General features: G+C 54.7%; 15 protein-coding genes. 7 read left to right on the forward strand and 8 right to left on the reverse strand.

Annotated features, from left to right (window positions below; translation table 11 throughout):
* Positions 1 to 206 precede the first annotated feature (206 nt).
* Positions 207 to 1,418 carry a serine/threonine protein kinase gene (locus SH573x_RS02745; RefSeq protein WP_479352777.1) on the forward strand — a complete coding sequence of 404 codons (1,212 nt, stop codon included), beginning with the start codon at positions 207 to 209 and terminating at the stop codon, positions 1,416 to 1,418.
* A gap of 565 nt (positions 1,419 to 1,983) precedes the next feature.
* Here the strand turns inward: SH573x_RS02745 and SH573x_RS02750 are convergent.
* The 3 genes from SH573x_RS02750 to SH573x_RS02760 all read right to left on the reverse strand — a co-directional run bounded on the left by SH573x_RS02750 (position 1,984) and on the right by SH573x_RS02760 (position 7,100).
* On the reverse strand, positions 1,984 to 4,116 hold the full coding sequence (locus SH573x_RS02750) for a CRTAC1 family protein (protein ID WP_479352778.1): 2,133 nt from the start codon (positions 4,114 to 4,116) through the stop codon (positions 1,984 to 1,986).
* A gap of 83 nt (positions 4,117 to 4,199) precedes the next feature.
* On the reverse strand, positions 4,200 to 5,345 hold the full coding sequence (locus SH573x_RS02755) for a hypothetical protein (protein ID WP_479352779.1): 1,146 nt from the start codon (positions 5,343 to 5,345) through the stop codon (positions 4,200 to 4,202).
* A 603-nt stretch (positions 5,346 to 5,948) separates the two neighbouring features.
* Positions 5,949 to 7,100 (reverse strand): fatty acid desaturase family protein, encoded by a 1,152-nt coding sequence (locus SH573x_RS02760; RefSeq protein WP_479352780.1) that lies wholly within the window; start codon positions 7,098 to 7,100, stop codon positions 5,949 to 5,951.
* 411 nt (positions 7,101 to 7,511) lie between these two features.
* On the opposite strand from SH573x_RS02760, the gene SH573x_RS02765 reads away from it, so the two are divergent.
* Genes SH573x_RS02765 through SH573x_RS02790 form a run of 6 tightly spaced genes read left to right on the forward strand, consistent with a single transcriptional unit; the run spans position 7,512 to position 13,249 of the window.
* Positions 7,512 to 7,694, forward strand: a complete 183-nt coding sequence (locus tag SH573x_RS02765; protein ID WP_479356881.1) for a hypothetical protein — start codon at positions 7,512 to 7,514, stop codon at positions 7,692 to 7,694.
* On the forward strand, positions 7,661 to 8,536 hold the full coding sequence (gene coxB, locus SH573x_RS02770) for a cytochrome c oxidase subunit II (RefSeq protein ID WP_479356858.1): 876 nt from the start codon (positions 7,661 to 7,663) through the stop codon (positions 8,534 to 8,536). The genes SH573x_RS02765 and coxB overlap by 34 nt, the downstream gene beginning before the upstream one ends.
* A gap of 38 nt (positions 8,537 to 8,574) precedes the next feature.
* Complete coding sequence (ctaD, locus tag SH573x_RS02775; protein ID WP_479356860.1) at positions 8,575 to 11,061, forward strand: cytochrome c oxidase subunit I; 2,487 nt, start codon at positions 8,575 to 8,577, stop codon at positions 11,059 to 11,061.
* Between the two features lie 10 nt (positions 11,062 to 11,071).
* The gene (locus SH573x_RS02780; protein WP_479352782.1) at positions 11,072 to 11,452 is read left to right on the forward strand and encodes a transmembrane prediction; all 381 of its coding nucleotides are present in this window, start codon (positions 11,072 to 11,074) and stop codon (positions 11,450 to 11,452) included.
* Positions 11,449 to 12,120, forward strand: coding sequence for a cytochrome c oxidase assembly protein (locus SH573x_RS02785; RefSeq protein WP_479352783.1), 672 nt, complete (start codon positions 11,449 to 11,451; stop codon positions 12,118 to 12,120). Before SH573x_RS02780 ends, SH573x_RS02785 begins: the two co-directional genes overlap by 4 nt.
* 46 nt (positions 12,121 to 12,166) lie before the next feature.
* Positions 12,167 to 13,249 (forward strand): c-type cytochrome, encoded by a 1,083-nt coding sequence (locus tag SH573x_RS02790; RefSeq protein ID WP_479352784.1) that lies wholly within the window; start codon positions 12,167 to 12,169, stop codon positions 13,247 to 13,249.
* Between the two features lie 28 nt (positions 13,250 to 13,277).
* On the opposite strand, the gene SH573x_RS02795 is transcribed toward SH573x_RS02790, so the two are convergent.
* The 5 genes from SH573x_RS02795 to SH573x_RS02815 form a co-directional block, all read right to left on the reverse strand.
* On the reverse strand, positions 13,278 to 16,382 hold the full coding sequence (locus SH573x_RS02795) for a CRTAC1 family protein (RefSeq protein ID WP_479352785.1): 3,105 nt from the start codon (positions 16,380 to 16,382) through the stop codon (positions 13,278 to 13,280).
* A complete protein-coding gene (locus tag SH573x_RS02800) occupies positions 16,379 to 19,474 on the reverse strand; it encodes a CRTAC1 family protein (RefSeq protein WP_479352786.1) in 3,096 nt (1,031 codons plus the stop codon). Before SH573x_RS02800 ends, SH573x_RS02795 begins: the two co-directional genes overlap by 4 nt.
* A 110-nt stretch (positions 19,475 to 19,584) precedes the next feature.
* Positions 19,585 to 20,073, reverse strand: a complete 489-nt coding sequence (locus SH573x_RS02805) for a hypothetical protein (protein ID WP_479352787.1) — start codon at positions 20,071 to 20,073, stop codon at positions 19,585 to 19,587.
* Positions 20,074 to 20,191: 118 nt separating this feature from the next.
* Positions 20,192 to 21,247 (reverse strand): DUF1559 family PulG-like putative transporter, encoded by a 1,056-nt coding sequence (locus SH573x_RS02810; protein ID WP_479352788.1) that lies wholly within the window; start codon positions 21,245 to 21,247, stop codon positions 20,192 to 20,194.
* Between the two features lie 131 nt (positions 21,248 to 21,378).
* The gene (locus tag SH573x_RS02815) at positions 21,379 to 23,223 is read right to left on the reverse strand and encodes a CRTAC1 family protein (RefSeq protein WP_479352789.1); all 1,845 of its coding nucleotides are present in this window, start codon (positions 23,221 to 23,223) and stop codon (positions 21,379 to 21,381) included.
* Between the last annotated feature and the right edge of the window lie 4 nt (positions 23,224 to 23,227).

The raw sequence follows: 23,227 nt of genomic DNA on the forward strand, positions 1-23,227 counted from the left end.
TCCACTCCCTCGCTTGACTGACTAAACATTAAACAATGGGGATTCCCTACACCTTGTGCACCACTTGAATTAAAGTGGAAGGTGTTGGAATTTTGTGTAACGGCTGCTGCCCGATCGGCTCGTTGGACCCATTATGAATCCGAAGTTTTGGCGCAGGGGGAAGGATACCTCCTCAAGTTCCCGTAGGCCCGGTGCGCATATGACGTTTGCCCGAACGAGTTTCGGCTTGGACTTGGCTGAATGAGTATCAGATCGGAATTGCAACCGAGATCGATATGGACGAAGCCTATCGGCCGTTGACGATTCTATCGCGTGTCTTTTGGTCGTTGTATGTGATGTTAGTCACCGCTTCCATCGCGATCTTCGTCTTTACGTTGGTGGTGAATCGAATGCAACGCGAAGCACGCAAGGCCGCGATCGAGGCGCAAGAACTTGGGCAGTACAAGCTCGAACACAAGCTGGGCGCCGGTGCCATGGGCGTTGTCTACAAAGGTTACCACGCGATGATGCGCCGACCCACGGCCATCAAGCTCCTGAACATTGAAGTCATGAACGATTCGGCGATTGCCCGATTCGAACACGAAGTACAAATCACCAGTCAGTTGAACCACCCCAACACCATTGCCATTTATGATTTTGGCCGCACTCCTGAGGGTGTCTTCTACTATGCCATGGAGTATTTGGATGGCATCGATCTACAAACACTCGTCGATCAGTATGGGCCGCAGCCAGAGGCACGGGTCATCCAGATCCTGGGACAAATCTGCGGTTCACTCTTTGAAGCTCATGCTCAAGGACTGGTGCATCGCGATATTAAGCCCGCCAACATCATGATTAATCGTCGTGGCGGACAGCCCGATGTCGTCAAGGTTTTGGACTTTGGCTTGGTCAAGCATGTCGATACTAATCAAAACGAAATCGGTCTGGCGGGTACGCCGCTGTATATGTCACCTGAAGCCATCCAATCGCCTACTTTGGTTGACGCATGTAGCGATCTATACGCGGTGGGTGCTGTCGGCTACTTTTTGATAACCGGCAAGAGTGTGTTCGACGCCGCCAACGTAGTCGACCTATTGCAGAAGCATGTAACCGAATCGCCCATTCCACCCAGTCAACGAGCCCACGTCGCGGTATCACCCGCTTTCGAAGATGTGTTGCTGAGTTGCTTGGAAAAGTCGCGAGCTCGTCGACCACAAACAGCCCGCGATCTAGCACAAATGCTGTTCAGATGCCAGCCACAAGACTCCTGGACTCTGCTCGATGCCGAAGCCTGGTGGACCAATCACGATCGCCGCCAACGTCCAACCAGCGGAAATGCTACTACGACATCGGTCGTGAATCTAACAGCCGGTTCACTCGCGCAAAGTACGAAGCACGATGAACCAGCTATCGACCAAACGATGATCTTCGAAAACTAGCGCCAGCCCACAGTCACCTACTCCATGCGCAACGATCGTGGTGTGTCCCCGCGTTCACTCGCTCAGAATCGAGGGACAGACGTCGGGTGTGAGAGACTTGAGCTGGCGGAGCGGATTGGCTGGGGGACAGACACCTGGCGGCTCGGCGGGGGACAGACACTTGACGCGCACCGGGTCTGTCCGGTCTGTCCCCGCACGCGCGTGGGTAACGCTAGCAAAAAGACCGGTGGTGTGTCCCCGGGCTCGCGCGCTCAAGATCGGGGGACAGACGTCGGGTGTGAGAGATTTGAGCAAGCCGGACGGCTCGGCGAGGGACAGACATTTGGCGAGCATCGGGTCTGTCCCTGCACGCATGGGTAACGCTAGCAAAAAGACCGGTGGTGTGTCCCCGGGCTCGCGCGCTCAAGATCGGGGGACAGACGTCCGGTGTGAGAGACTTGAGCAAGCGGGACGGCTCGGCCGGGGGCAGACACTTGGCGAGTAGCGGGTCTGTCCCCCGCACGCAACCCGCACGCATGGGCGGCGGTACCCAAGCGAAGGTGTTGGGCAGCGAAGGCACCACACATCACTTCTCGATAATCTCTATGGTGCTATCGAGCTTGATGTCACTCACTTTTTGAACGATACCTGAAGTGGGCCAGGTGACTTCCAGCGATTCGACCTGATCGGCTTTGCCTAAGCCAAGCTGTTGTTGAAACGGGTTGCCGCCAAAGCTGCCGCCCGTGTTGATCCAGCGATAGATCGAGCGCGATTGGCCATGCTCGCGGATCGTCACATGGATCTTGGCTCCGATGGCACATCGATTGGTCTTGGCGCCAACCAGTTTGACGTTCAGAAAGCGATTGCCGAAACCTGGATTGCGAAAGAGAGCATTGGTAAACCCATCGCCCGGGTACGCGCCGCCCATCACGATAAAAATGTCATTGTCGCCGTCGGCGTCAAGATCGGCGATAGAAACTCCGTGACCTTTCTGAAGATGGCTCAGGCCGGCCGCCATCGAGACATCCACAAACCTCTGGCCAGCTTGATTGAGAAATGCGCGATTTGGAACCAGCGCATCGTAGGACACATAACCGGTGCCCAGGTAGTAGTCCAAGTAACCATCGCCATCGATGTCGCCAAAGTTGGAACCCATCGGCAACGTTACCTTACCTATCCCTTTCTCTTTAGCCACTTCGACAAAGTGGCCTTGGCCATCACCCTGATACAGATAGTCGCGATCAGCAGTATGCGGCAGGTCCAGGAAGTCTGCGGCGAAACTCTCAACGCCTTGGCGCAAGTCATAACCGGCCACAAAGATGTCCTGCGCGCCGTCGTTGTTGTAATCCCAAAACCAAACCGGAAAACTCTGCAGAGGTTGATCAACTTGGCATTGATTGGCTACATCGGTAAATGTGCCATCGCGATTGTTGTGGTACAATCGGTTTACATCGCCGAGATTCGAAACGTATAGGTCAGGATAATTATCGTTATCGTAATCACCCCAGCTGACTCCCTTGGTGTAGAGTCCATTCTCTACACCTGCTTGGGCCGCTACGTCTTCGAAGGACCCTCTGCCATTGTTACGAAAGAGCTGGTTGGCATGGTTCTCGTTACCGACATACACGTCCAACCAACCATCGTTGTCGAAGTCGGCCCATTCAGCAGTTTGCGTCTGATGGTTTAATGAAGCCAGGCCAGCATCGAAAGTAACATCTCGAAAAACACCTTTACCGTCATTGGCCAAGAGCGAGTTTACGCACAGGGTCTCCGGATCCATCCAGCCGCCTCGGAGTACGAACAGGTCGTAGTCTCCATCGTTGTCATAATCGACGTGTCGTAAGTTCAATCCACCATACATGCCGGCCAATCCCGCTTCGCGACTGCGATCTTGGAACTTGCCATCGCCAGTATTCTTAAAGAACTTCAATGCGGCGGACGTGTTCCAGTCGGAAACGATGACATCCATCAACTGGTCACCGTCAAAGTCATCGATGGCCACTCCCCCAGCCAGGCCGAAGGTATCGAGTCCCACGTGTCCGGCCACGTTGGGAAAACGTGGAAACTCTATCTCAGAAGAGAATCGCTGGGGATCGATCAAAAACTCTTTGGGGACACCTGCGGGATAAGTTCCCAGAGTCATATGGGCGACGTTCAACAGCCAACGTGCCGAGAGGTGATCTGGTCTGCGTTTCAGTACTTCCAGCAAATGAGGCAGGGCGGCTTCGGAACCTTTACGCTTTTTATGAACGCCTTCTCCCTGAATAGGCAGAATGCAGCTTTCGCCAGTACGACAGAAAACACAGTTCTCCGTCTCACCTTTCCGTAGATTGGCAATCGCCAAATTATAGAACAGGTCGATCTCAAAACTGCTCATCTCAGCCGGTGTGAGTTGACCGCGGAAAGATTGGCTTAATTGAGCAATTTCCTGCAAATCGGACAGGGCTTCATCCGTCTTGCCTAGCCGAAGCAAGATGGGCGGGCGTTCCCACAGCAGGTTCAAACGTTCGGCAGCCGAACTGGCGCTGGCGAGCTGCGCGTTTACTTTTTCTAGATCGACACTGCCGAGAAACTTGTTCTCAAGCGGCGTTCGCACTTGAACTGCGTCGAGCAACTCGAGCATGGCCATATGCGAGTCCACTCGGGAACTTCGGAAGTAAATGGCTGCGGCCAACATGCCAGCCATTAGTGATAGCAGAATAGCCAGCCGCGACGTCACGAGTACCTCAGGCGAACCTTAAGCGAGTGAGAACGGCTTGCGGCTACTATAACCTGTTCTCCATTGGCCAAGTCACCCGCCAATTAGCGTCGGCGACCGACATCACCCAATTGAACGCTGCGGCCCTGCTGATTTCGAATGCGACGATTGCTGCCTTCAGGAAACACAGCTTGCAACTCCAGCAGCTGGTCATTGGTCAAGTTTGTCCCGCTAATCATAAATGTTTTCAGCTGATGGCTGGCTACCAAAGGCATCAAGTGCTCAATGGTCAATGGCATATCGCCCAACGTAATACTGGATAAATGCGATACTTGCGACAGCCTCACGCATTCGTCCACCGTTAAATCCGTCGGTAACCAATCGCATGACAGCGATTGGCATGCGGACATCTGAACCAGCGCTATTAGTTGACTGCCAGTGAGTTTCGAGTGGTTTACATGCAGCGACAAAGCTGACTCAGAGGCCGGTCGAGCATGCGACCTCCAAGTGAATTCTTTAGGAAAATTAATCTCATAGAACAGTAGTATATCCAGCGGTAGTGATGTCGCGCGACAGACGTTATCGGGCGTCATCTGGTGGCGACTCAGGCTCAGCGATGTGATGGGGTGAGTCAATGTTTGCAGCTGCAGCAGGTCGGCAGTTTCTGAATCCTCTATCGCTACTGCCAAACGCGTCGCCGATGGCAACCGATCGAGCCAGCGTATCAAGTTAGTTTGCAGCACAGCACCGAATCGCCGCTTCTGAACTACGACGGTTTTCAAGTGATCCAGATCGTCGATGCGATCCAACTGATCTTGGCGAACCGTGGCCAGGTCAACTTCGATCCAGGTGGGCTCCGATGCAAAGAGCTCGGAGGAATCCAAACACAACAGCTCACAGGCAAATCGATGCAGGGTCTGCGCGAAGCCGACCGGTTCTACACGATACCGGACACCAACCTGTTTGAGAGTTTGCTGAACTGAATGGCTTAGCGAATAATACGGTAGTGGTACAGCTAGTACGCCAACTACCAATGGGGCGCTGATCACCAATGTCTTTACACGCAAGCGGCGGTGGAACAGCAGCCACCACACAAACGTAGCCGCGAGCGCCATGCCCATAGCTATCAATAGAGCTCGCACCAGGACCAGCAAGGCATCGTAGCCGCCAGGATACTGCAAGCAGCACCAAGCCACCGCATAACCGACCAAGCCACAAGCGAATAAGTTAGCAAACCCAAGACGTTTCATCTTGGCATTGTCTCCTTTCGCTCCGCGAAAGGCAGCGTCTCCCTTCGGTCCGCGAAACTAGTATCGGTCCACGACAGCCATAGTCTCCTTTCGCTCTGCGAAAGGCCAGCAGTCAGTCAGCGTACGCCAAGCTGATAAGCAAGTGCCGCTCCGCGATAGTCCAATTCCCAGTGCGGAGCAGAAAGGAGACATTCTATCGCTCCATCTACCAGCATGCGAGAAGTTTTTGGTACGCGCGTTGCATTGGGTGGACCGCATCAGTTGCTTCGTGCAATGCAAGCAGCCAAACCTTTCAGTCTGACACGGGAGAGCTTTTTTTGAGCTGAGGAGAAAGCCATGAAAACGACAACACGTTCTCGACAAACTAAAAGAATCCCGGTCGATACGCTGACGATGGAATCGTCCGCTCGATCCGTATCAAAACGAGAACGCGGTGCGATTCTGCGACAGCTCCGCGAGATCCGTGCTAGCTGGAGCGAGGCAGAACGCTGCCAACGCGCCCTGGAAGGCATGGAGCGCCGCGCCCAACTCTGCCGTCTCCTGTTCAGCTAATGCCAGCTCCAAAGAGCCGGTGGCTCGGAGAGTTAACAACGATACGCTCTCTTAACTGCAGAGTCGCTTGACGGATGCCCAGAGACTGGGGCTGTTGGTTTGCCGGTAGATCGAATCTGCCGGCAGCTCGCGCATCAACTGGCGATGGGCTCGGCCGAGATTGTGATAGGGCAGGGCAGGGCAAAGATGATGAAGGGCGTGGTACCGCAAGCCCACCGGCATTGCAATTTCCGCCAACCATGAATCCGGGTAATTCACGCTGTCAAGTAGTTGCTCTTCAAAGCTGACTTCGTGTCGATCGAGATTCGTGTAGCGATGGGCACCAAGGGTCCGCAAGTGGTTCAAAGTCAGCACGCCCACCGAAGTGAAATAAATCTGCACAATGTTCCAGTAGGTCAACGGTTCTTGATTGACCAATAGCAGCCACAGAGCTACCGACCAACATAAGGCGAAGCAAGCGACTTCCTGGAGGCGCAGGATGCGTCGGTCTCGCTGGTTGGGCAACTGTCGGCGGTAACTCAGATCGATCACCATCGAACTGGCTCGCGAAACCGTCAAGCGATATGCCAGCGAGTTCATCCATGCCAAGGGTGATAAGAACATAAAGCGAGTGATCGCCATCCCAGGCATAAACAGCGGCTGTGAAAAGTAGTACAACCACAGCCAAGGATTGCGTGAAGCCAACGGGAGGTACTCGCCGTCATGATGGGTAGCGAAGTGCCGGCGCACGTGATGATCAAGATGCGTGTAGTAGGTAAACGTCGGGATCAAAAACGGAATGCCGCACAGCAGATTCCAAGTTATGCGAAAGCCGCGCATGGTGCCGCGCGGAAAGTGAACGATCTCGTGAATGAAAAGAGCCGAGCGATAAAAGAGGATTACGCTCACGCCATAGCTCAGGATTTGCGCAGCTGAGAGCAGCGGCAGTCTGGGCGTGAGAAAGTATGCGGCCACAGCCACAAAAAATGAAGTCAGAAAGTCGGTCCAATAGATCCAGGGCTGCGGTTTGTAATAGTCGCTGACAATCTGATGGACCTGCTTCATCGACAGCCGCGCACTGCCCCGCGGTGCCTGGTCGATCAAACCAATGGTTGATGGAGGACTGAGTTCGGACTGCATGGCGATCGTAGATTGATTTCCAAAGGCTGGCTGAGTGGCTTTGGGGCGTCTGTACGCATAGATCGAATCGGGCTTCGGTCGCAATTTATCCTGGATGATCGAAATTGAGCATTTTGCAACTAGGGGGTCGTCAAAAATCCCATGGTCGGATATCGAGCGCTCCCCGAGGGCCATTGATTCGCGAACACAGGAAGGCGGTGGCTATAGCATGCAGCCGCTATGCGCATATCGCGAATTCGGCTGCGGTCGCCAATGCTTATATAGTGCCAGACTAAGATGACCCGCAGAATTTACTCCAAAGTAAATTTCACCCCATAATCCTGCATGAAGGCAGTTCTGAGCAATCGCAAGTTTTCTCTGCATCGTTGCCTTTCGGAATGTAGGAGAATCCCAGCACAGAGCCTTGAAGATGTAAGGTATCCCTGAGAGCAGTGGTACATAACTTGCCTGTAGGCCGCCACGGGTGATTTCTCGAGGGCCGTGGAAGTGGAGACGATGTGCCGCCATTCAGCTTGGTTGGCCAGTGGGCAGGTCGTTGTCTGCTTGCCGTACTACTGTGTCAACTTTGCAGCTGCGCTGGCCCGCAGTCGGCGCTGGATCCCGCTGGGTATCATGCCCGAGAAATCGCAAGGCTGTGGTGGTGGATGTTCGGGGGGGCCATTGTCGTCTGGTTGGTGATGATTGGCCTGAGCTACTATGCCATCTTTGCCAAACGCGGACGGCATTATCAGAACATTACCGCGTGGGTAGTGATCGGCGGGGGTGTACTCTTTCCTACCATCATACTGACTGTGCTCCTCTGTTTTGGGCTCGCGATGTTGCCGCCGCTGCTGGCCCGACCGGCAGCCGGTTCGATGGTGATTGAAGTCGAAGGTGTGCAGTGGTGGTGGCGTGTTAACTACCTGGCTGGCGAAAACCAGCCCTCGGATAGTCAGGAGTTCGAGACTGCGAACGAGATCTGTATTCCAGTTGATCGGCCAGTCGAATTTCGCTTGCGTTCTCACGACGTTATCCATGCATTCTGGATCCCAGCTCTGGCTGGCAAAGTCGATATGATCCCTGGTCGTGTGACTCACCTGACAGTGCACCCGTTTCGCACGGGTCGGTTTCGGGGCGCATGTGCCGAATACTGCGGTGACTCGCATGCCTTGATGAATTTTGATGTGCAGATCCTGGAGGCGGCCGACTTCGAAAAATGGTTGATGCATCAAGTATCTAATGCGCATGCGCCGAGCGACCAGGCTGGGCAGCGTGGGCAATTACTCTTTCAAGCCAACGGATGTGGGGCTTGTCATACCGTTCGCGGCACGAGTGCCACAGGCAGAGTTGGTCCTGATCTAACGCACTTCGGCAGTCGCCTGACTCTCGGTGCGGGCCTTTTTCCGAACGATCATCGATCCATTGCCGCTTGGTTGCGTTCGACCGAGCATCTCAAGCCGGGAGTTCATATGCCGAACTTCAAGGCGCTGGGCGAGGCTGAGCTGGCGGATCTGGCTGCGTACCTGGAGCAATTGCAATGAGCGCTCCAGTCTCCGAACCTGACGTCAGTGGAGCCGCATTGGCCGAAGAACAAGCGGGTCGACTAAGCGCCGTATGGGCCGTACCTCGCGGTTGGCGATATTGGTCAGCGGTTAACAATAGCCAGGTAGGATTGTGGTACACGTTAGCCGCCTTTGGGTTCTTCTTCTTTGCGGGCATACTCGCCCTCTTGATGCGAATTCAACTGGCAGTGCCCAACAATCGATTCTTATCCGCCGATCAGTACAATCAAATCTTCACCATGCATGGTTCGGTGATGATGTTTCTGTTCGCCGTGCCCATCTTCGAAGCCATCTCCATATTGTTGCTGCCGCAAATGTTGGGCGCGCGTGATCTTCCCTTCCCGCGACTGTCAGCCTACAGCTTCTGGTGTTACTTGATTGGCGGAGTGTTTGTTTGCGGATCGCTGTTCTTTGGCGCGGCGCCGCGCGGCGGCTGGTTTATGTATCCGCCCCTGACGTCCAGTTATCAGCCAGGGTTGGGGGCCGACATTTGGCTGCTGGGTTTGTCGTTCATCGAAATATCGTCACTGGCCGCTGCGGTAGAGCTAATTGTAGGCGTTCTAAAATGTCGTCCACCTGGCATGCGTGTCAACCTGATACCGCTCTACGCGTGGTACATCTTGGTGGTGGCCGCGATGATCTTGTTTGCCTTTCCGCCTTTAATTGCCGGCGACATACTACTGGAGCTGGAACGCGCGTTTAATTGGCCTTTCTTTGATCCAGCACGTGGTGGCGATCCGTTGTTGTGGCAGCATTTGTTTTGGATCTTCGGTCATCCGGAAGTCTACATTGTTTTTCTGCCATCGATTGCGCTGGTGGCCATGATCGTCCCGACCTTTGCGCGCACGCCGATCGTGGGTTATACCTGGATCGTATTAGCGGCAGTGGGCACGGGCTTCTTAAGTTTTGGATTGTGGGTGCATCATATGTTCACCACAGGCTTGCCCGGCATATCGATCGGGATCTTTTCAGCCGCCTCGCTGGCCGTGGCTATTCCGACCGGAGTTCAACTGTTTTGCTTTCTGGCGACGCTCTTGGTCGGCCGCGTGCAAGCCTCTGTGCCTATGTTGTTCATCTTTGGCGGCATGGCCACGTTTATCTTGGGGGGACTGACCGGAGTGATGGTGGCGGTGGCGCCGTTTGATTTTCAAGCGCACGATACCTACTTCGTTGTGGGCCATTTGCACTATGTGCTGGTGGGTGGAACCATTTTTCCAATCCTGGCGGGTATCTATTACTTTTATCCATGTATCACTGGTCGCCAGTTGTCGACGAGGATTGGTACCGTAGCCTTCTGGTTGTCCTTTGTGGGCTTCAATGTCACGTTTATGCCGATGCATTGGACGGGACTGCTGGGGATGCCACGCCGAGTATTCACGTATCCGGCCGGTCTGGGTTTTGAAACCTTGAATTTGATTTCGACGATCGGGGCCTTCGTTCTGGCCGCAGGTTTGTTTCTCTGCTTGTTCGATTTTTTGCGCCCGCGCAAGCGTGCCAAATGGTCTGATCGCAATCCGTGGAATGCAGGTACGCTGGAGTGGTTGACTGAAATGCCCGGCCGAAATTGGGGCGTACGCTCGATCCCAGAGATCGATAGCCGTTACCCGTTGTGGGAACAGCCAGATTTTGTGCGAGATGTCGATGAAGGAAAGTTTTATCTACCAGACGCCGAAGAGGGTCAGCGTGAGACGTTGGTTACCTCGACCGTTGATGCCAACATCGTTTACTGTTTGCGCGTGCCTGGCCCCAGTTGGTTGACATTTTGGTCCGCCATATTTACCGGCGGAGTATTCATTGCAGCCACTTACCATTGGTGGTGGATCACATCGATCAGCGGCATCCTGGCCATTGGTACGATGCTGGCATGGCTGTGGACTGGCACAGCTCGCATTCCAGAGAAGCCCAGCAAACACGTGGGATTGGGCCACATCGCACCGCTCTACGTATCGGGTCCGCAAGCGGTTGGTTGGTGGGCCATGTTCATTACGATGCTCGGGGACATGACCGCCTACTTGTCGCTCGTGTTTGCGTACTTCTTCTACTGGACGATTCACGATGATTTTCCACCTCCACAAACAGTGCATACCGGTGTCGCATGGTACTTGTGGGCTGCAGGCTTGAGCGTTTTGGCCTGGCTGACCAATTTAGGCAGTCGCTGGTCCAATCGAGTTGATCGCGCGCTGTTGTTCTATGTCTTATGCACATTGACGATTGGTCTCACGTTAGCTGCGAGTGTCGCTCTTATCAGTGGACCGCTGCGCGAAGGCCTCGATCCGGAGCGCCATGTCTACGATGCCATCGTGTGGGTGTTAGTCGGATGGACCGTAATTCACTTGGCACTGGCCTTGCTGATGAATATGTATTGCCTGGCACGTCGCGCATGGGGAAAGATGACAGCCAACTACGATGCGGACATCGTGAATGTAACTTTGTATTGGCACTTTCTTCTGCTAACGGTCGTCGTCACAGTCGCAGTCGTGGCCGGTTTTCCTCAAGTCAGCTGAAGGTGCAGCCATGAACCACAAACCGGAAATCGCTGAAAGTGTGTGGGTCCTGGCCATTGCGCCGAGTGTGTGGGCGGCTCATTTCCTGGCTTGTTATCTAACCGCTGCGATTTGGTGTGCCAAGTACAGTGGTGGTGGCGCGTCTCTGGGCTGGGTTCGGTGGGCCATGTTGATCTACACCGTGATGGCGCTGCTGGCTATCGCCGCCACGGGCGTAGTTGGATTTCGTCGATATCGCGCCCGCTTGATTCCACATGGTCCGCATGACCAAGACACGCACGAAGATCGGCACAGCTTCCTGGGATTCGCCATGCTGCTCTTGTCGGGCCTGAGTGCGATCGCCACTATATTCGTAGGATTGGTTGCCGTGTTTGTAGGGAGATGTCAATGAGCAAGGTTGCTCTGGCCGTCATCGGTGCCGTAATCTTGCTGACAAGTTGGCTGGGTCCACTACCCCAGGCGGCTCACAGTTCGTTTACAGCGCACATGACTTTGCACATGTTGGTCGTAGCGGTCGCAGCACCGCTGATTGGCATTGGCCTGGCGGGCACACGCGTCGATCCCGTGCGTTTCAAACCAGGTTTGTTTCCGCCGGTGCTGGCCTCGGTCGCCGAGATGATTTTGGTATGGTTGTGGCATGCGCCCTATTTTCACCATTGGGCACGACACACAACGGCCGGGTTCATGTTTGAACAATTGTCGTTTGCGCTGGTGGGGTGGTGGCTGTGGCAAGCTGCCTTCGGTGGATGCGATGACAATACACGTGTGGAACGGCGCAGTTCGGGCGTATTGGCGCTGCTGCTGACCTCGATGCATATGACATTGTTGGGAGCACTGATCGCCCTGTCGCCGCGAATTTTGTTTCGCCACTCTCACGATGATGATGACCTGCTACTACTGGCTGATCAACATCTCGGCGGGGCAGTCATGTTGGTCGTGGGTGGCATAGCCTATTTGAGCGGCGGGTTAGTATTGATTAGCCAAATTGTCGACAACACTCACCGCTTACCTCGCAGTAGCGAACCACTGAGTCGTAGCCGATCATCTTCGAAAGCGTGAGTGCGATCGAAACTTATACGGCGGCGTTACGATGAAAATGACAAACATGAAAATCATCAAATGGTTCTTAGCCGCCGTCGTCGTCGTCGCAGTGTTAGCTGGCGTGGTGGTCTCGAGCGGATTGGTGCCAGCTAAAGCGAGCTCTGGGCATTGGCCGCTGACCGCTTGGGGGCTCGAGTTTGCGATGGAGCGGTCCGTGGCCACTGGCAGTTTGAACATCAAAGCTCCACCCTTGGACGACGAAGCCTTGGTGATGCGTGGGGCTGGGCATTTTAATATTGGATGTGCATGGTGCCACGGAATACCTGGTGCATCACCTAGTCGCTTCGTCTTGCAGATGACGCCCCATCCTTCGGTGCTCGACGAAGAACTCAACAAGTGGACGGCTGAAGAACTCTTCTATATCGTGCGGCATGGCGTGAAGTTCACCGGCATGCCAGCTTGGCCCGCGGCCAAGCGCGATGACGAAGTATGGGCAGTGGTTGCCTTCTTAAAAAGCTATACATCGCTTAGTCCGGAGGCTTACGAGCGCCTGGCTGGCATCGACCAACAACGCCTGGCCCGTCAACAACAGTTGCAAGGCCTATCGATTCCAGAAGTGGCTATCGATAGATGTGTGTCGTGCCACGCCAGCGATGGTCAAGGTCGCCACGCTTTTCCTAGTCTGGCTGGACAGAAAGCTGCCTATCTGGAACAGACGCTTCAGAGTTATCGGTCGGGGCAACGGCCAAGCGGCACCATGGGACCCATCGCAGCAGAACTAACCGATGAACAGATAACAGAACTAGTTGCCTACTTCGCATCTCAGCCGGCGCGGCAGCAATCCATCGAATTGGCCGCCGACGAAACCAAGATAGGTGAATCGCTCATCACAACGGGCGATACAAAAAAGCGAGTTGGAGCCTGTTATGCATGTCATCCGTTGAGCACAAGTGGAGCGGTTAGCGATGTGGCGGCAGCGTACCCATCGCTCGTTGGCCAGCGGGCAGACTACCTGGTTGGTCAGCTTCATCTCTTTCGAGAAAAGCTCCGCGGTGGCGGCCCACGCCATCACATCATGCACAACATAGCCGAGGAGTTAACCGACGAGCAAATTCGGTCCGTCGCCAGGTTCTATGCCACGCAGTAGCAGTGCCCGAAACGCTTGACGCGTTCCGCTACGGTAGCGCGGGGGGCTCAACGACTAGCAAGTCAGTGTTGGTGCTGGTCTGTTCAATGCGTTGGGTTTGCCCAGAGGGCCAAAGGATGTCGATGTGTTGAATTTCATTGACGGTACCTAAACCGAAATGCAGTTGTCGCTGATTACTGCTCATATATCCATCGCCTGCAGTCAATTGCAGAGTTTGGCGAAGGCCCTTAGCGGTGAGTGTTACCTGCGTTCCAATGGCATCGCGACTGGAGCTGGTACCGACTAGCTGGATATTGAGCCAATGGCCCATCGAGGGTGTAGTATTCGTCAGCAGCGTGTAAGGTGACTCAAGATGACCTATGGCCAAATCGAGTCGACCATCGGCATTCCAATCCAAGCGCACCACGCTCCGACCAAGCCACTGCTGCCGAAAATAGTCGTCGAGCAACGTAGGTGAGACCAACTGAAATTTGCCGCGCTGGTAACGGTAAAGGTGCGGCGGCATCTGATAGGGAACATTGCGCCGACGCAGGTCATCGATGTGGCCATTGGCCATGAACAATTCGCTGGTCCCGTCATTGTCGACATCGATAAACTGCGTGCCGAAGCCTAATACAGAACGGGTAGGCTGGATCAAACTGGCTGCCAGCGATTCGTCTCGATAAACGCCATCGGCCTGGCCACTGTAAAACGTACTGGACTCGTTCAGGAAATTTGTGATCACAAAATCTAGCTGGCCGTCAGCGTTGATGTCGTCGGTGGCAATACCCATACAACCTTGTGCCTTGCCAGTGCCACTAAAGGCCAGCCCGGCCGCCACACCTGATTCCGTCCATTGCAACTGCCCATCTTCGTGACGACTGGGCACATACAAGAAGTTGGGAGTCGTATCGTTGGCAATTAGCAAGCTGAGAGCGCTCGAGCCAGGCTGCATGAATGCCAGACATCCGAGGCCTTTACCACCGGGTGGCGTCGACAGTCGCGAAATACCGTTAACAAAGGTGCCATCGCCTTGATTGATCCAGAGCCTATCCGTTGCAGCTTCGAAATCTCCGGGCATGCACATCGCCGGTTGACCGGTGTGGTCCAGGCAGACTCGATCGAAGACATCACTGCCCTGAACATAGTTGACATCGTAGACGTCGGGTAAACCGTCGGCCGTCAAATCGGCTACCAGGCAGCTGGTGGTCCACTGGTGGTCGGCAATGTTGGACGTGGTAGTCGTCTCGTGAAACGTGCCATCTCCATTGTTGATGAGCAAGCGATTCTGTCCAATCTGAGCGATATACAGATCTGCGAATCCATCCGAGTTGAGATCCCCAGTTGCGATGCCCTGACCGAAACCGTCAGTCGGCTGATAACCCATCGCTTCAGAAGAGACAGCATGAAACTGCTGGCCATCGATATTTCGCAAGAGTTGGTCACGATCTTTGGATGGTTCGGTGGGAGGTGGCCAGGGCGTGCCTTGAGAAAAGGCCACATCCGGCCGACCGTCTTGATCAAAATCTAACACGGCCATACCACCCCCCGGAAATTCGTACATGCGTCGCTGAGCTGTACCGCTGACACCGTTGTGGTAACGGAAGTCAAAGCCGACACTGGCTGAATCGAGGCGAAAGGCAAGTGCCACGCCGGATTCTTTAGCAGTATCTGGGGCAAGATTGTTTTCAGCCAATGGTTGGTCGACAGGTGACAATTGCCGGGACCAAGTGGGGGTAGGATACTTCGATAGATTCAGATAGCGACTGGGCGAAAGTTCCGTCGGTACGAGAGTAAGTGGGAGAGTCGTTGCAAGTTTCTCCAGTTCGCCTTGCCGGGCTCGCAATTGCGATTGCAAATTTGGATTGGATCCACCGGCGGTTCGGCACCAACCCAGAGCTTCCCAGATGCGCCCAACCTTCACATAGGCGCTCAGCATGTTATCGATGCGCGTAAAGTCCGGTGGCGTGGCCGCAAAGAAGACTTGCTCCTGCGCATCGCGCAGTCGCTGTAAATCTTGCGAATAAGTTTCAAAGACTTTGGCGGCTTCCCGCGCATCGTAGCCGAAGTCGCCAGACTTTGGACGTGTTGCCTCGTAGCCGAAGTCGCCAGACTTTGGATGATCCTCGCCGTGCTGATGCAACAACGCCGCCAGGCGGGCGATGGCCAACTTGGAATCGGGCGCCCGTAGCGCAGCTTCTCCGTAACAACGAATCGCCTCTGGCCAGCGACTCTCGTACTCGGCTAACTGTCCGCAAGCTAACCAATACTCCGCCCAGGTTTCTAACTGTTGACTGTTTGACACTTGGCCGGTTAACTCAGCCCGCAATTCGTCAAACTGGCCGCTGGCTGCCAGGTACTTGAGGATCAGCAATTGGGTGGCATCTAATTGAGGATTGAATTGGTGTGCCTCCCGCAACTTGGCAATGGCTGGTGCATGTTGACCTTCATCGGCTAAGTGCCACGCTTCGGCCAGGAGAGGTAGCGGATCTTGGGGCGAGGCCTCTCGAGCCTTTTCGATCAATGCTTGATCGTTGATCACCGTATCTTCGCGAGAGAGGAGCATCAGCAACTCGGAGGCTGAACCCGTGCGGATTAGATTCAGGACCAACGGTACGGCTTCGGGCCTGCGGCCACATAGACCCAATAAATTTGCCAGCCCAGTTTGAGCTTCGGCATCGTTGGCATCCACGCTTAATGCGAGTCGGTAGTAGGTTTCTGCCTGGCTCAGCTGGTAGGTGCGATGATGCGCGATGTGGGCTAATAGTTGATACGCTTTCAAACGCGCGGCATTATCCGCGTTGGTTACTTGGCTAGCGTAGGTTATGGCTTGTTCAAAACGCTGATTGTTGGCGGCGACTTCAGCCGCAAACAAGGCAGCTTCGGTCAATTGTGGATTGAGTTGATAGGCTTGCCAGGCATCTTCTTCGGCCGCGGCATGTTGACCCTGCGCCCAGTTGGCATAAGCCGACTGCAGTTTAAGCGGGGCTGAATAGAAACGATTCAGGTAACTTCGTCCAATAAGCCCTGCGACCACCACCAGTCCACCAATAAGAATCAAGCCTATCGCTCGCCGGGATGTGCGTCTGGGTGGAGGCACTGGTGCGGGAGTTTCGGTTGCAGTCGATCGCGATTTGCTTCGACGCGGGTTCACAATGCAGGGGCCGATGTGGAAATAGAGGAAGAATGGATGGCAGTTGAATCGAAGTGAGCGCTGCCTTCGACGATTTGAATGTTCGTATCTGCGGGCAACGGGCCGAAGGTTTGTGTTGCACCTGTTGGCCAGGTGACTGTCAATTCATCAACCACTTGGGAATCGCCCAGACCGAATTGCAGTTGATTTTCGTTGCTGGCTTGATATCCATTGCCGCCGGTTAATTGCTTGCTCCAACTAGTCTTGGCGGAACGAATTTTAATTTGAGCGCCCAGTGGCTGCCGCGGAGACTGTGTACCGACTAGCTGAACGTTTAGAAAATGTCCTGAGGTTTGAGTCGTATTGGTAACCAACGCAGCCGGCTGGCCGATGTTGGAGACGACCAGGTCCACTCGACCGTCGCGATTCCAATCGAGCTTGGCCATCCCGCGAGCCGAGAACTTGCCGACAAAGAAATTACCGCTTTCCTCTTGAGGCACTAACACAAAGCGACCACGTCCGGTGTTCTTGAAGAGTTGAGGTGGCATTTCATACATGCCACCTTCACCGCGATAGTCATCGACGTGACCATTGACTATTACCAAGTCTGAATCGCCGTCCAGATCGACATCGATCAGTTGTGCCCCCCAACCCACATAGGCATAGCTGGCTGACTGCATGCCTGAGACTTGCGAAGTATCGACAAACAATCCTGGACTGTCTTGCATATACAACGTATTCGCTTCGTTGGCAAAGTTGGTAACCAGCAGATCGAGCAAACCGTTGCTGTCGATGTCGTCAGCGGCAATGCCCATGCCTGCCATGGGCAAGCCATCGGCGTTGAGCGCGACTCCTCGGACGAGCGCTTCGTCATCGAAGTGTATTTTGCCCTCAAGGCTACGTTGTGATACCAGTAGAAAATTGGCAACCTGGTCATTGGATACAAATAGGCTCAGGTCTGGCGTGTCCCCCAGTTTCAAGGCGACGACACCCATGCCTTTCGAATCCACCGTGGGGCAAGCATTGTCTTGCAATTCAAACGAGCCATCGTCGCGTCCAAGCAACAACTGATCGACCTCTCCTTCGAAGCCTTTGGGTGAACAGCCCTTACCATTGCAGATCGCCGTATAAACATCGGCGCCTTTGAGATAGGTGACTTTGAAGATATCGCAAATCGTGTCACCATTCAGATCGGCTAGCAGCACGCTGGTGGTCCAGGCATCGGGCTGTGGTCCAAGTTGCGAAGTCGCCTCGCTGAACGTGCCGTCGCCATTGTTATGCCACAACGTGCACGGGCCGATGTTACCTACCAGGATGTCATCAAATCCATCCGCGTCGTAATCACCAACGGCTACACCTTGTGAGAAGTTCAACTCGCTGATGCGCACTAGTTCCGTGACGGGCTGAAATCGCACACCATCAACGTTGTGATAAACGGTGTCGTGAAACTCGGGACCAGGTGTAGGTTGCGTTTCGCCCGTCTTCCAGGTTGAACCTTGGGTGAAGTACAAGTCGGGCCAGGCATCGTTATCAAAGTCGACCACGCCAACGCCGCCACCGGTTTGCTCGAACATGCGAGCGCCGGGAGTTTGCGGGTCGGGACCATTGTGGTAAACGAAGTCAATGCCCACACTTTCTTCCAGATGGTAGCTAAGCTTGGTTTGAGCAGCGACTGGAGTATTTGTATTGGTGACGACATCGGTTGGCGGTGGCGTAGCACTGCTGGAACGTCCTGACCAGTTGTGGGCTTCAGCACTTATGACCAGCGCGTTCAGATCGACCGCAGTAGCCAGCACTGCTTGAGGTGCGGTGCGTGGCAAGTTTAGGGTTAGTTGCGGCGCCAGACGCCGGACGATTGGCATGGGCCAGGCTGCGGTAGGAAAGAGCCTGGAACCCGTCGTTGCCCAGGCCCAAGCTTCCCACACGCGGCCCAGTTGCTCGCAAATCTCGGTGACGCGCTGAACAGCAGCTTCGTTCTGTCCCCGCGAAGCCAGTACCTGGTCCAGCAAGAGACCGAGTTCTGCTTGTAGTTTGGCGCGTTCGACGAATGGTTGACTCTGTGCGAATCCAATCTGGGTGAGCAACTGACCTAGTTGATAAGATGCGCGGCGATGTTCGGGAGCCAGGCGTACGGCTCGAGCAAAGCAACCAGCGGCGAGTTTGAGGTCTTGAGCGCTCCGGGCCTGCATGCCGCGCACGTACCAGACGTCTGGATGTTTCTCAGCACTGGTCGGAAGTTGAGCGTTCCATTTCGTCGTCACCGCGTCGTCTTCTTTGAGCAAGATCTCGCCGAGTAAAGCTTGGGCGGTGAGCAGCGTGGATTCGAGCGAGACCGCTTTCTCGAGCAGCGGTCGAGCTTCCTCACGTTTTCCGTCGTAGAGATACTCGGCGGCCTGGGCCAGCAAAGTTAGCGGTTCATTCGGTGCGCGCTGCACGCACTGCTGAATGAAGGCTGGTTGTTCGATCGAGCGTTCGATGTCCGAGAGAACCACCAGTGAATCGAGTGTCCAGGCTTGCAGTCGCACCAGGGCCAAATGATGCTGGGCCGCCTGCCAATGTTGTCGCGTAACACCTAGCAGAAAAGCCAGGCGTTCATGCGCGGGAGCATTATCAGGATCATGTTCGAGAACATAACTGTAAGCCTTGATCGACGGTGCCATCAGGGCTTGGGAGCGATAGATCTCGCCGGAGGCATACGACGCGAGTAGGGCGTCCTTGGAGGTGCCTTCTGCGATCTGGCCGTAATACGTCAAGGCTTCAACCAAACGTCCATTGCGCGTGGCCGCTTCGCCGGCTAACAAGCGGCTCTCTTCAAACAGCGGACTCTCGGCCGGAAGGGTCGCAGCCAGTTGCTCTGCTGCCGAGTAGTTTTTGCTCTCAAGTAATTGTTTGGCCTGGGCAATGCGCGCGGCCAATACAACCGGATCCGAGTTTTCATCGTAGCCCGGCATGAACCAAACCAAGGCCACGATGATAATGAGAGATGCCAGTCCGGCCGTGACCAGAATGGATTGCCAGCGGATGCCTGAGCGTGGCTGGGAAGATGGGCCACGAAGTCGATTGTCAGTCGCTGGTGAGGCCGTCGATTGTCTTTTTCTCTTATTCGACTTCACGACCAAAAGTGTCCGTAGCTGGACCCGCCAGGGCTCAGTAAGTGCTTGGCATTTCTACAATGGACTGAACCTGGGCAGGTCCAGCTATGGAACATCATGGGGTGCGAGTACTATTCCAAGGCAATGTCGATTGTGTTGTCACTAGGTGCCACGGTCTTGGTGATTGGCGTGGTAGCAGCCTTAGCATACTTTTCGGGCAGCAAGTGACCGCTGGCAACCGCTTTACCTTTACCACCACCACCGTGGGTTGGGACCGCAACTTTGTTCTTGCCCGTAGGATCGTGAGTAGGCGTATTAGAAGCGGCCGTGGCCGATGGCGTGGACTTGGTAACCATGACCTTATACTCGCCTTCGACCGCACCATCACCTGCGTCATAGGTGGTCAGAGTGTAGACGCCCTGCGTATCAGTTTGTCCCAGTGCAGCTGGCTTACCTGTTGTCACTGGAGAAAACGCTACCGAAGCGCCGGGCACTGGGTTTCCGTTCATCAGGACCTTGCCAGTTACTTTGTACGTTTCGTACTTGCCACCTGTCTTGTTACATCCCAGTGCGACTAATCCTAGAACTAGCGCACAGCACACGCCGACTTTTTGCATCATGACCTCGATGGAGTTGGAATCGAATGATTGGAAAAAAAAGCAAGAGCCATGTTGCCACGGCTCTTGCTCGATTTGTAGAGCACCACCTAATGATAGATGATGCGGGCAAGTTTTGAAATTAGTTCTCGACGGCGGATTGGTCACCACCGCGAGCCGAACCCAGTGCGCCCCAAACCCCATATGGGCTCTGAGCATTAGGTTGGCCAGGAGCATCTGGTGGTGGAGCCGTGATGTTGCCGGTGTCGATTGAGTCGGACATGAAGCGGACGCTACCGTCACCAAACAAGCAAGTAACACCACCGGTGTGACGGCTCATTGGTTCGTAGATACCGTCTTCACCGTCCCAACCACCTTGGGTGCAGCTAGCCTTGTTAGGACCAAGAACCGTGGTACAGCCAGTGAAAGCTGGAGCACCATCGGGCCAACGCAGACCGGCCCAGTGAGCCACGTCTACACCGGTGTAACGCTTGCCAGCACCTACGCGGCTCAAGCAATCCGATGGATTGTTGTTACGGAAGTTATCGCCGATGTTGATGACGGTACCGCCATCCAAAACCAAAGCACCCGATTGACCCTTGGTGCGTTCGGACATAGCAATCGTGTTGCTCAAGCCGTCGGTTACGTCGCGGAAGCCTTTGCAAATCGCCTGACCGGTGAACATGCCACGCAGACCACGGCCGCCGTTACCGGCCCACTGATTATGATCCCACGAGCTGTCGCCGCGCGAGAACATGTAGTTGGCGTGACCAATTTCATTGTTGGCTTTGGCGCGAGACACGTCCGATGGACACAGATACGTTGGAATCTGCTGGGTGAACGGCGCGAAGCCACCGTCCCACGGAACGCGAGCAAAACCAACAGCCGAAATTTGATTCCACAGGGGACCTTGTTCGATGTAGGGCAGCATGCCTACGAAGCCACTGTGACGTTGTCCAGCACCACCAGCATCAAAAAATTCACCATATGGCAGCTTGCTGCGCTGGGAATCATGATAGTTGTGCAATGCCAGTCCCAACTGCTTCATATTATTGGAGCACTGCATTCTGCGTGCAGCTTCGCGAGCTGCTTGTACGGCAGGCAGTAACAAGCCTACCAGGATGCCAATGATGGCAATCACAACGAGCAGTTCCACCAAGGTGAAACCTCGTCGCTGCGGATTAAACCGACGACTCAAAATAAAGTTCCTTTCAACCAGACGAGAAGAACAACAAAATAGAGAAATATCTGAGACTTTAGTAGAAATAGACGGTGCAATCGTGTCAAGGCATTTTTGGGGGTATGCGACCCTTTAAATCACGCTTTCGGCTAAATTTCGCAACCGTCTTCGACCAGAACTGTGTCGTCGCTAGGAATAACGCCTTCCCATACTCGACCGCTAGGCCAAGTTATTCGTAATGTCTCAGCCACATCCGGACGATTCAGTAAGTGAATTTCGTAGGAACTACAGGACTGATACGTAGTTCCCCCACAAATTTCCCGGAAGCCAAGCCTTGCTCCATCTCCAGTAAACACTTCGACTTTCGCATTGATAGCATTGCGGTTGCTAAGGCTGCCAACCAACTTGAGCCTAGTCAGCTTTAGATCGACTTCCGTGGTGTTGAGCAAACAGCTCGAAGGATCCAACTGATGGCTGATTGCTAAATCGAGCCTGCCGTCGTGATTCAAATCGCCGCAGGCCAATCCTCTGGCCATCCAATCCGTCTGAAAGAACTCACCAGCCCAGCGCGACACATCGCTGAAGCGGCCACTGTCTTGCTGGATGTAGATTTGGGCCGGCATCCGGTATCGCTCGCCTTGCCCCAGCCAGCCTCGATCATCGACATGACCATTAACTACAGCCAGATCCAAACGATCGTCGTGATTAAAGTCCGCCATCACTGCGCCCCAGCCCAGCATCGGTCGGCTGGGACCTGCCACACCGGTGCGTCGCGTAACATCTTCAAACTGCAAGTTGCCCACGTTCTTGTAAAAAGTATCCGAGTCGCCCGAGTAATTGCTGATGAACAAGTCGACCGTGCCACTATTGTCGTAATCGCCCGCAGCAATTCCCATGCTGGCCTGCGCAAAGCCCGACTCGGTCAACGCGGCTCCGCTTAACATTGCGCACTCGCGGAGGACAAGTGAGTCATCGGAGTGGGCTTCGTTCTTGAACAGTTGGTTGGGTTGGCCGTCATTGCCGATGTAGATATCGGGCCTGCCATCGCGATCAAAATCGCTGATGACAATGCCCAAGCCCTTATTGGGCAGTTGAGCGATGGTCGTCCGACTGGTCACATCCTGCATCCGCCCTTGACCATCATTCAAGTACAAAACATCGACCAGGCCATCGAATTTCGAAGGTGGGCATTGTTCATAGCCATCGGGCGAGCGACTGTTGGGGCAGCGCAGCGGCGAATCAGGCGACTCCTTCAAGTACGTAACGACATACAGGTCGAGCGCACCGTCCAGATTCAAATCCGCAAACGCACAACTGCTGCCCCAAGTATCCAGCGTGATCCCCATCGCCGCTGACACATCTGCAAAAGTTCCATCTCCCAGATTGTGCCACAAGCCGCATATGCCGAAGGCCGTGATGAATACGTCATCAAAACCATCGTTATCAAAGTCGCCCACCGTCACGCCCTGGCAATATCCGCTCTGCAGCAAGCGCGCCGGCAAAGTTGACATCGCGAATTTCGCATCGTGCAAATTGCGAAACAATCCGCATGTTGGATCGTGATGGGTTGGATCTAGAGGCAAGCGACAGCCGCCGGTGTACAGCAAGTCCAACCAACCATCGTTGTCAAAATCCACCATGGCCACGCCACCGCCGGTAGATTCAAAGATGCGGCGCTGGCCGCGAATGTCATCCTCGCGTTGAAAGTTCAGACCACTCTCTGCGCCTATCTTGGTGAACTTCGGCAGTACACCAGGCGGCGGCAAAGGCGACTTGAGACCTCCGCTGGGCTCCAAGGCACTCGGCGGCAAGGATGTCGACGGCGAGGAAGTTGTGGGCGGGGGCGCAGTTGGCGCAGGTGTAGATGCCTGTGTTGAGGGCGTCGACGCCTCGCTAGCAGGAGCAACAGGCTTGGTGGGCTGGCAAGCCGACAGGCCAACTGCCAACAAAGCCAAACCAAGTAGTGATCGTCGTGCGAAGCGGCTTGCATTCATGGAA

The organism is Rania fehmarnensis, from assembly GCF_056494185.1.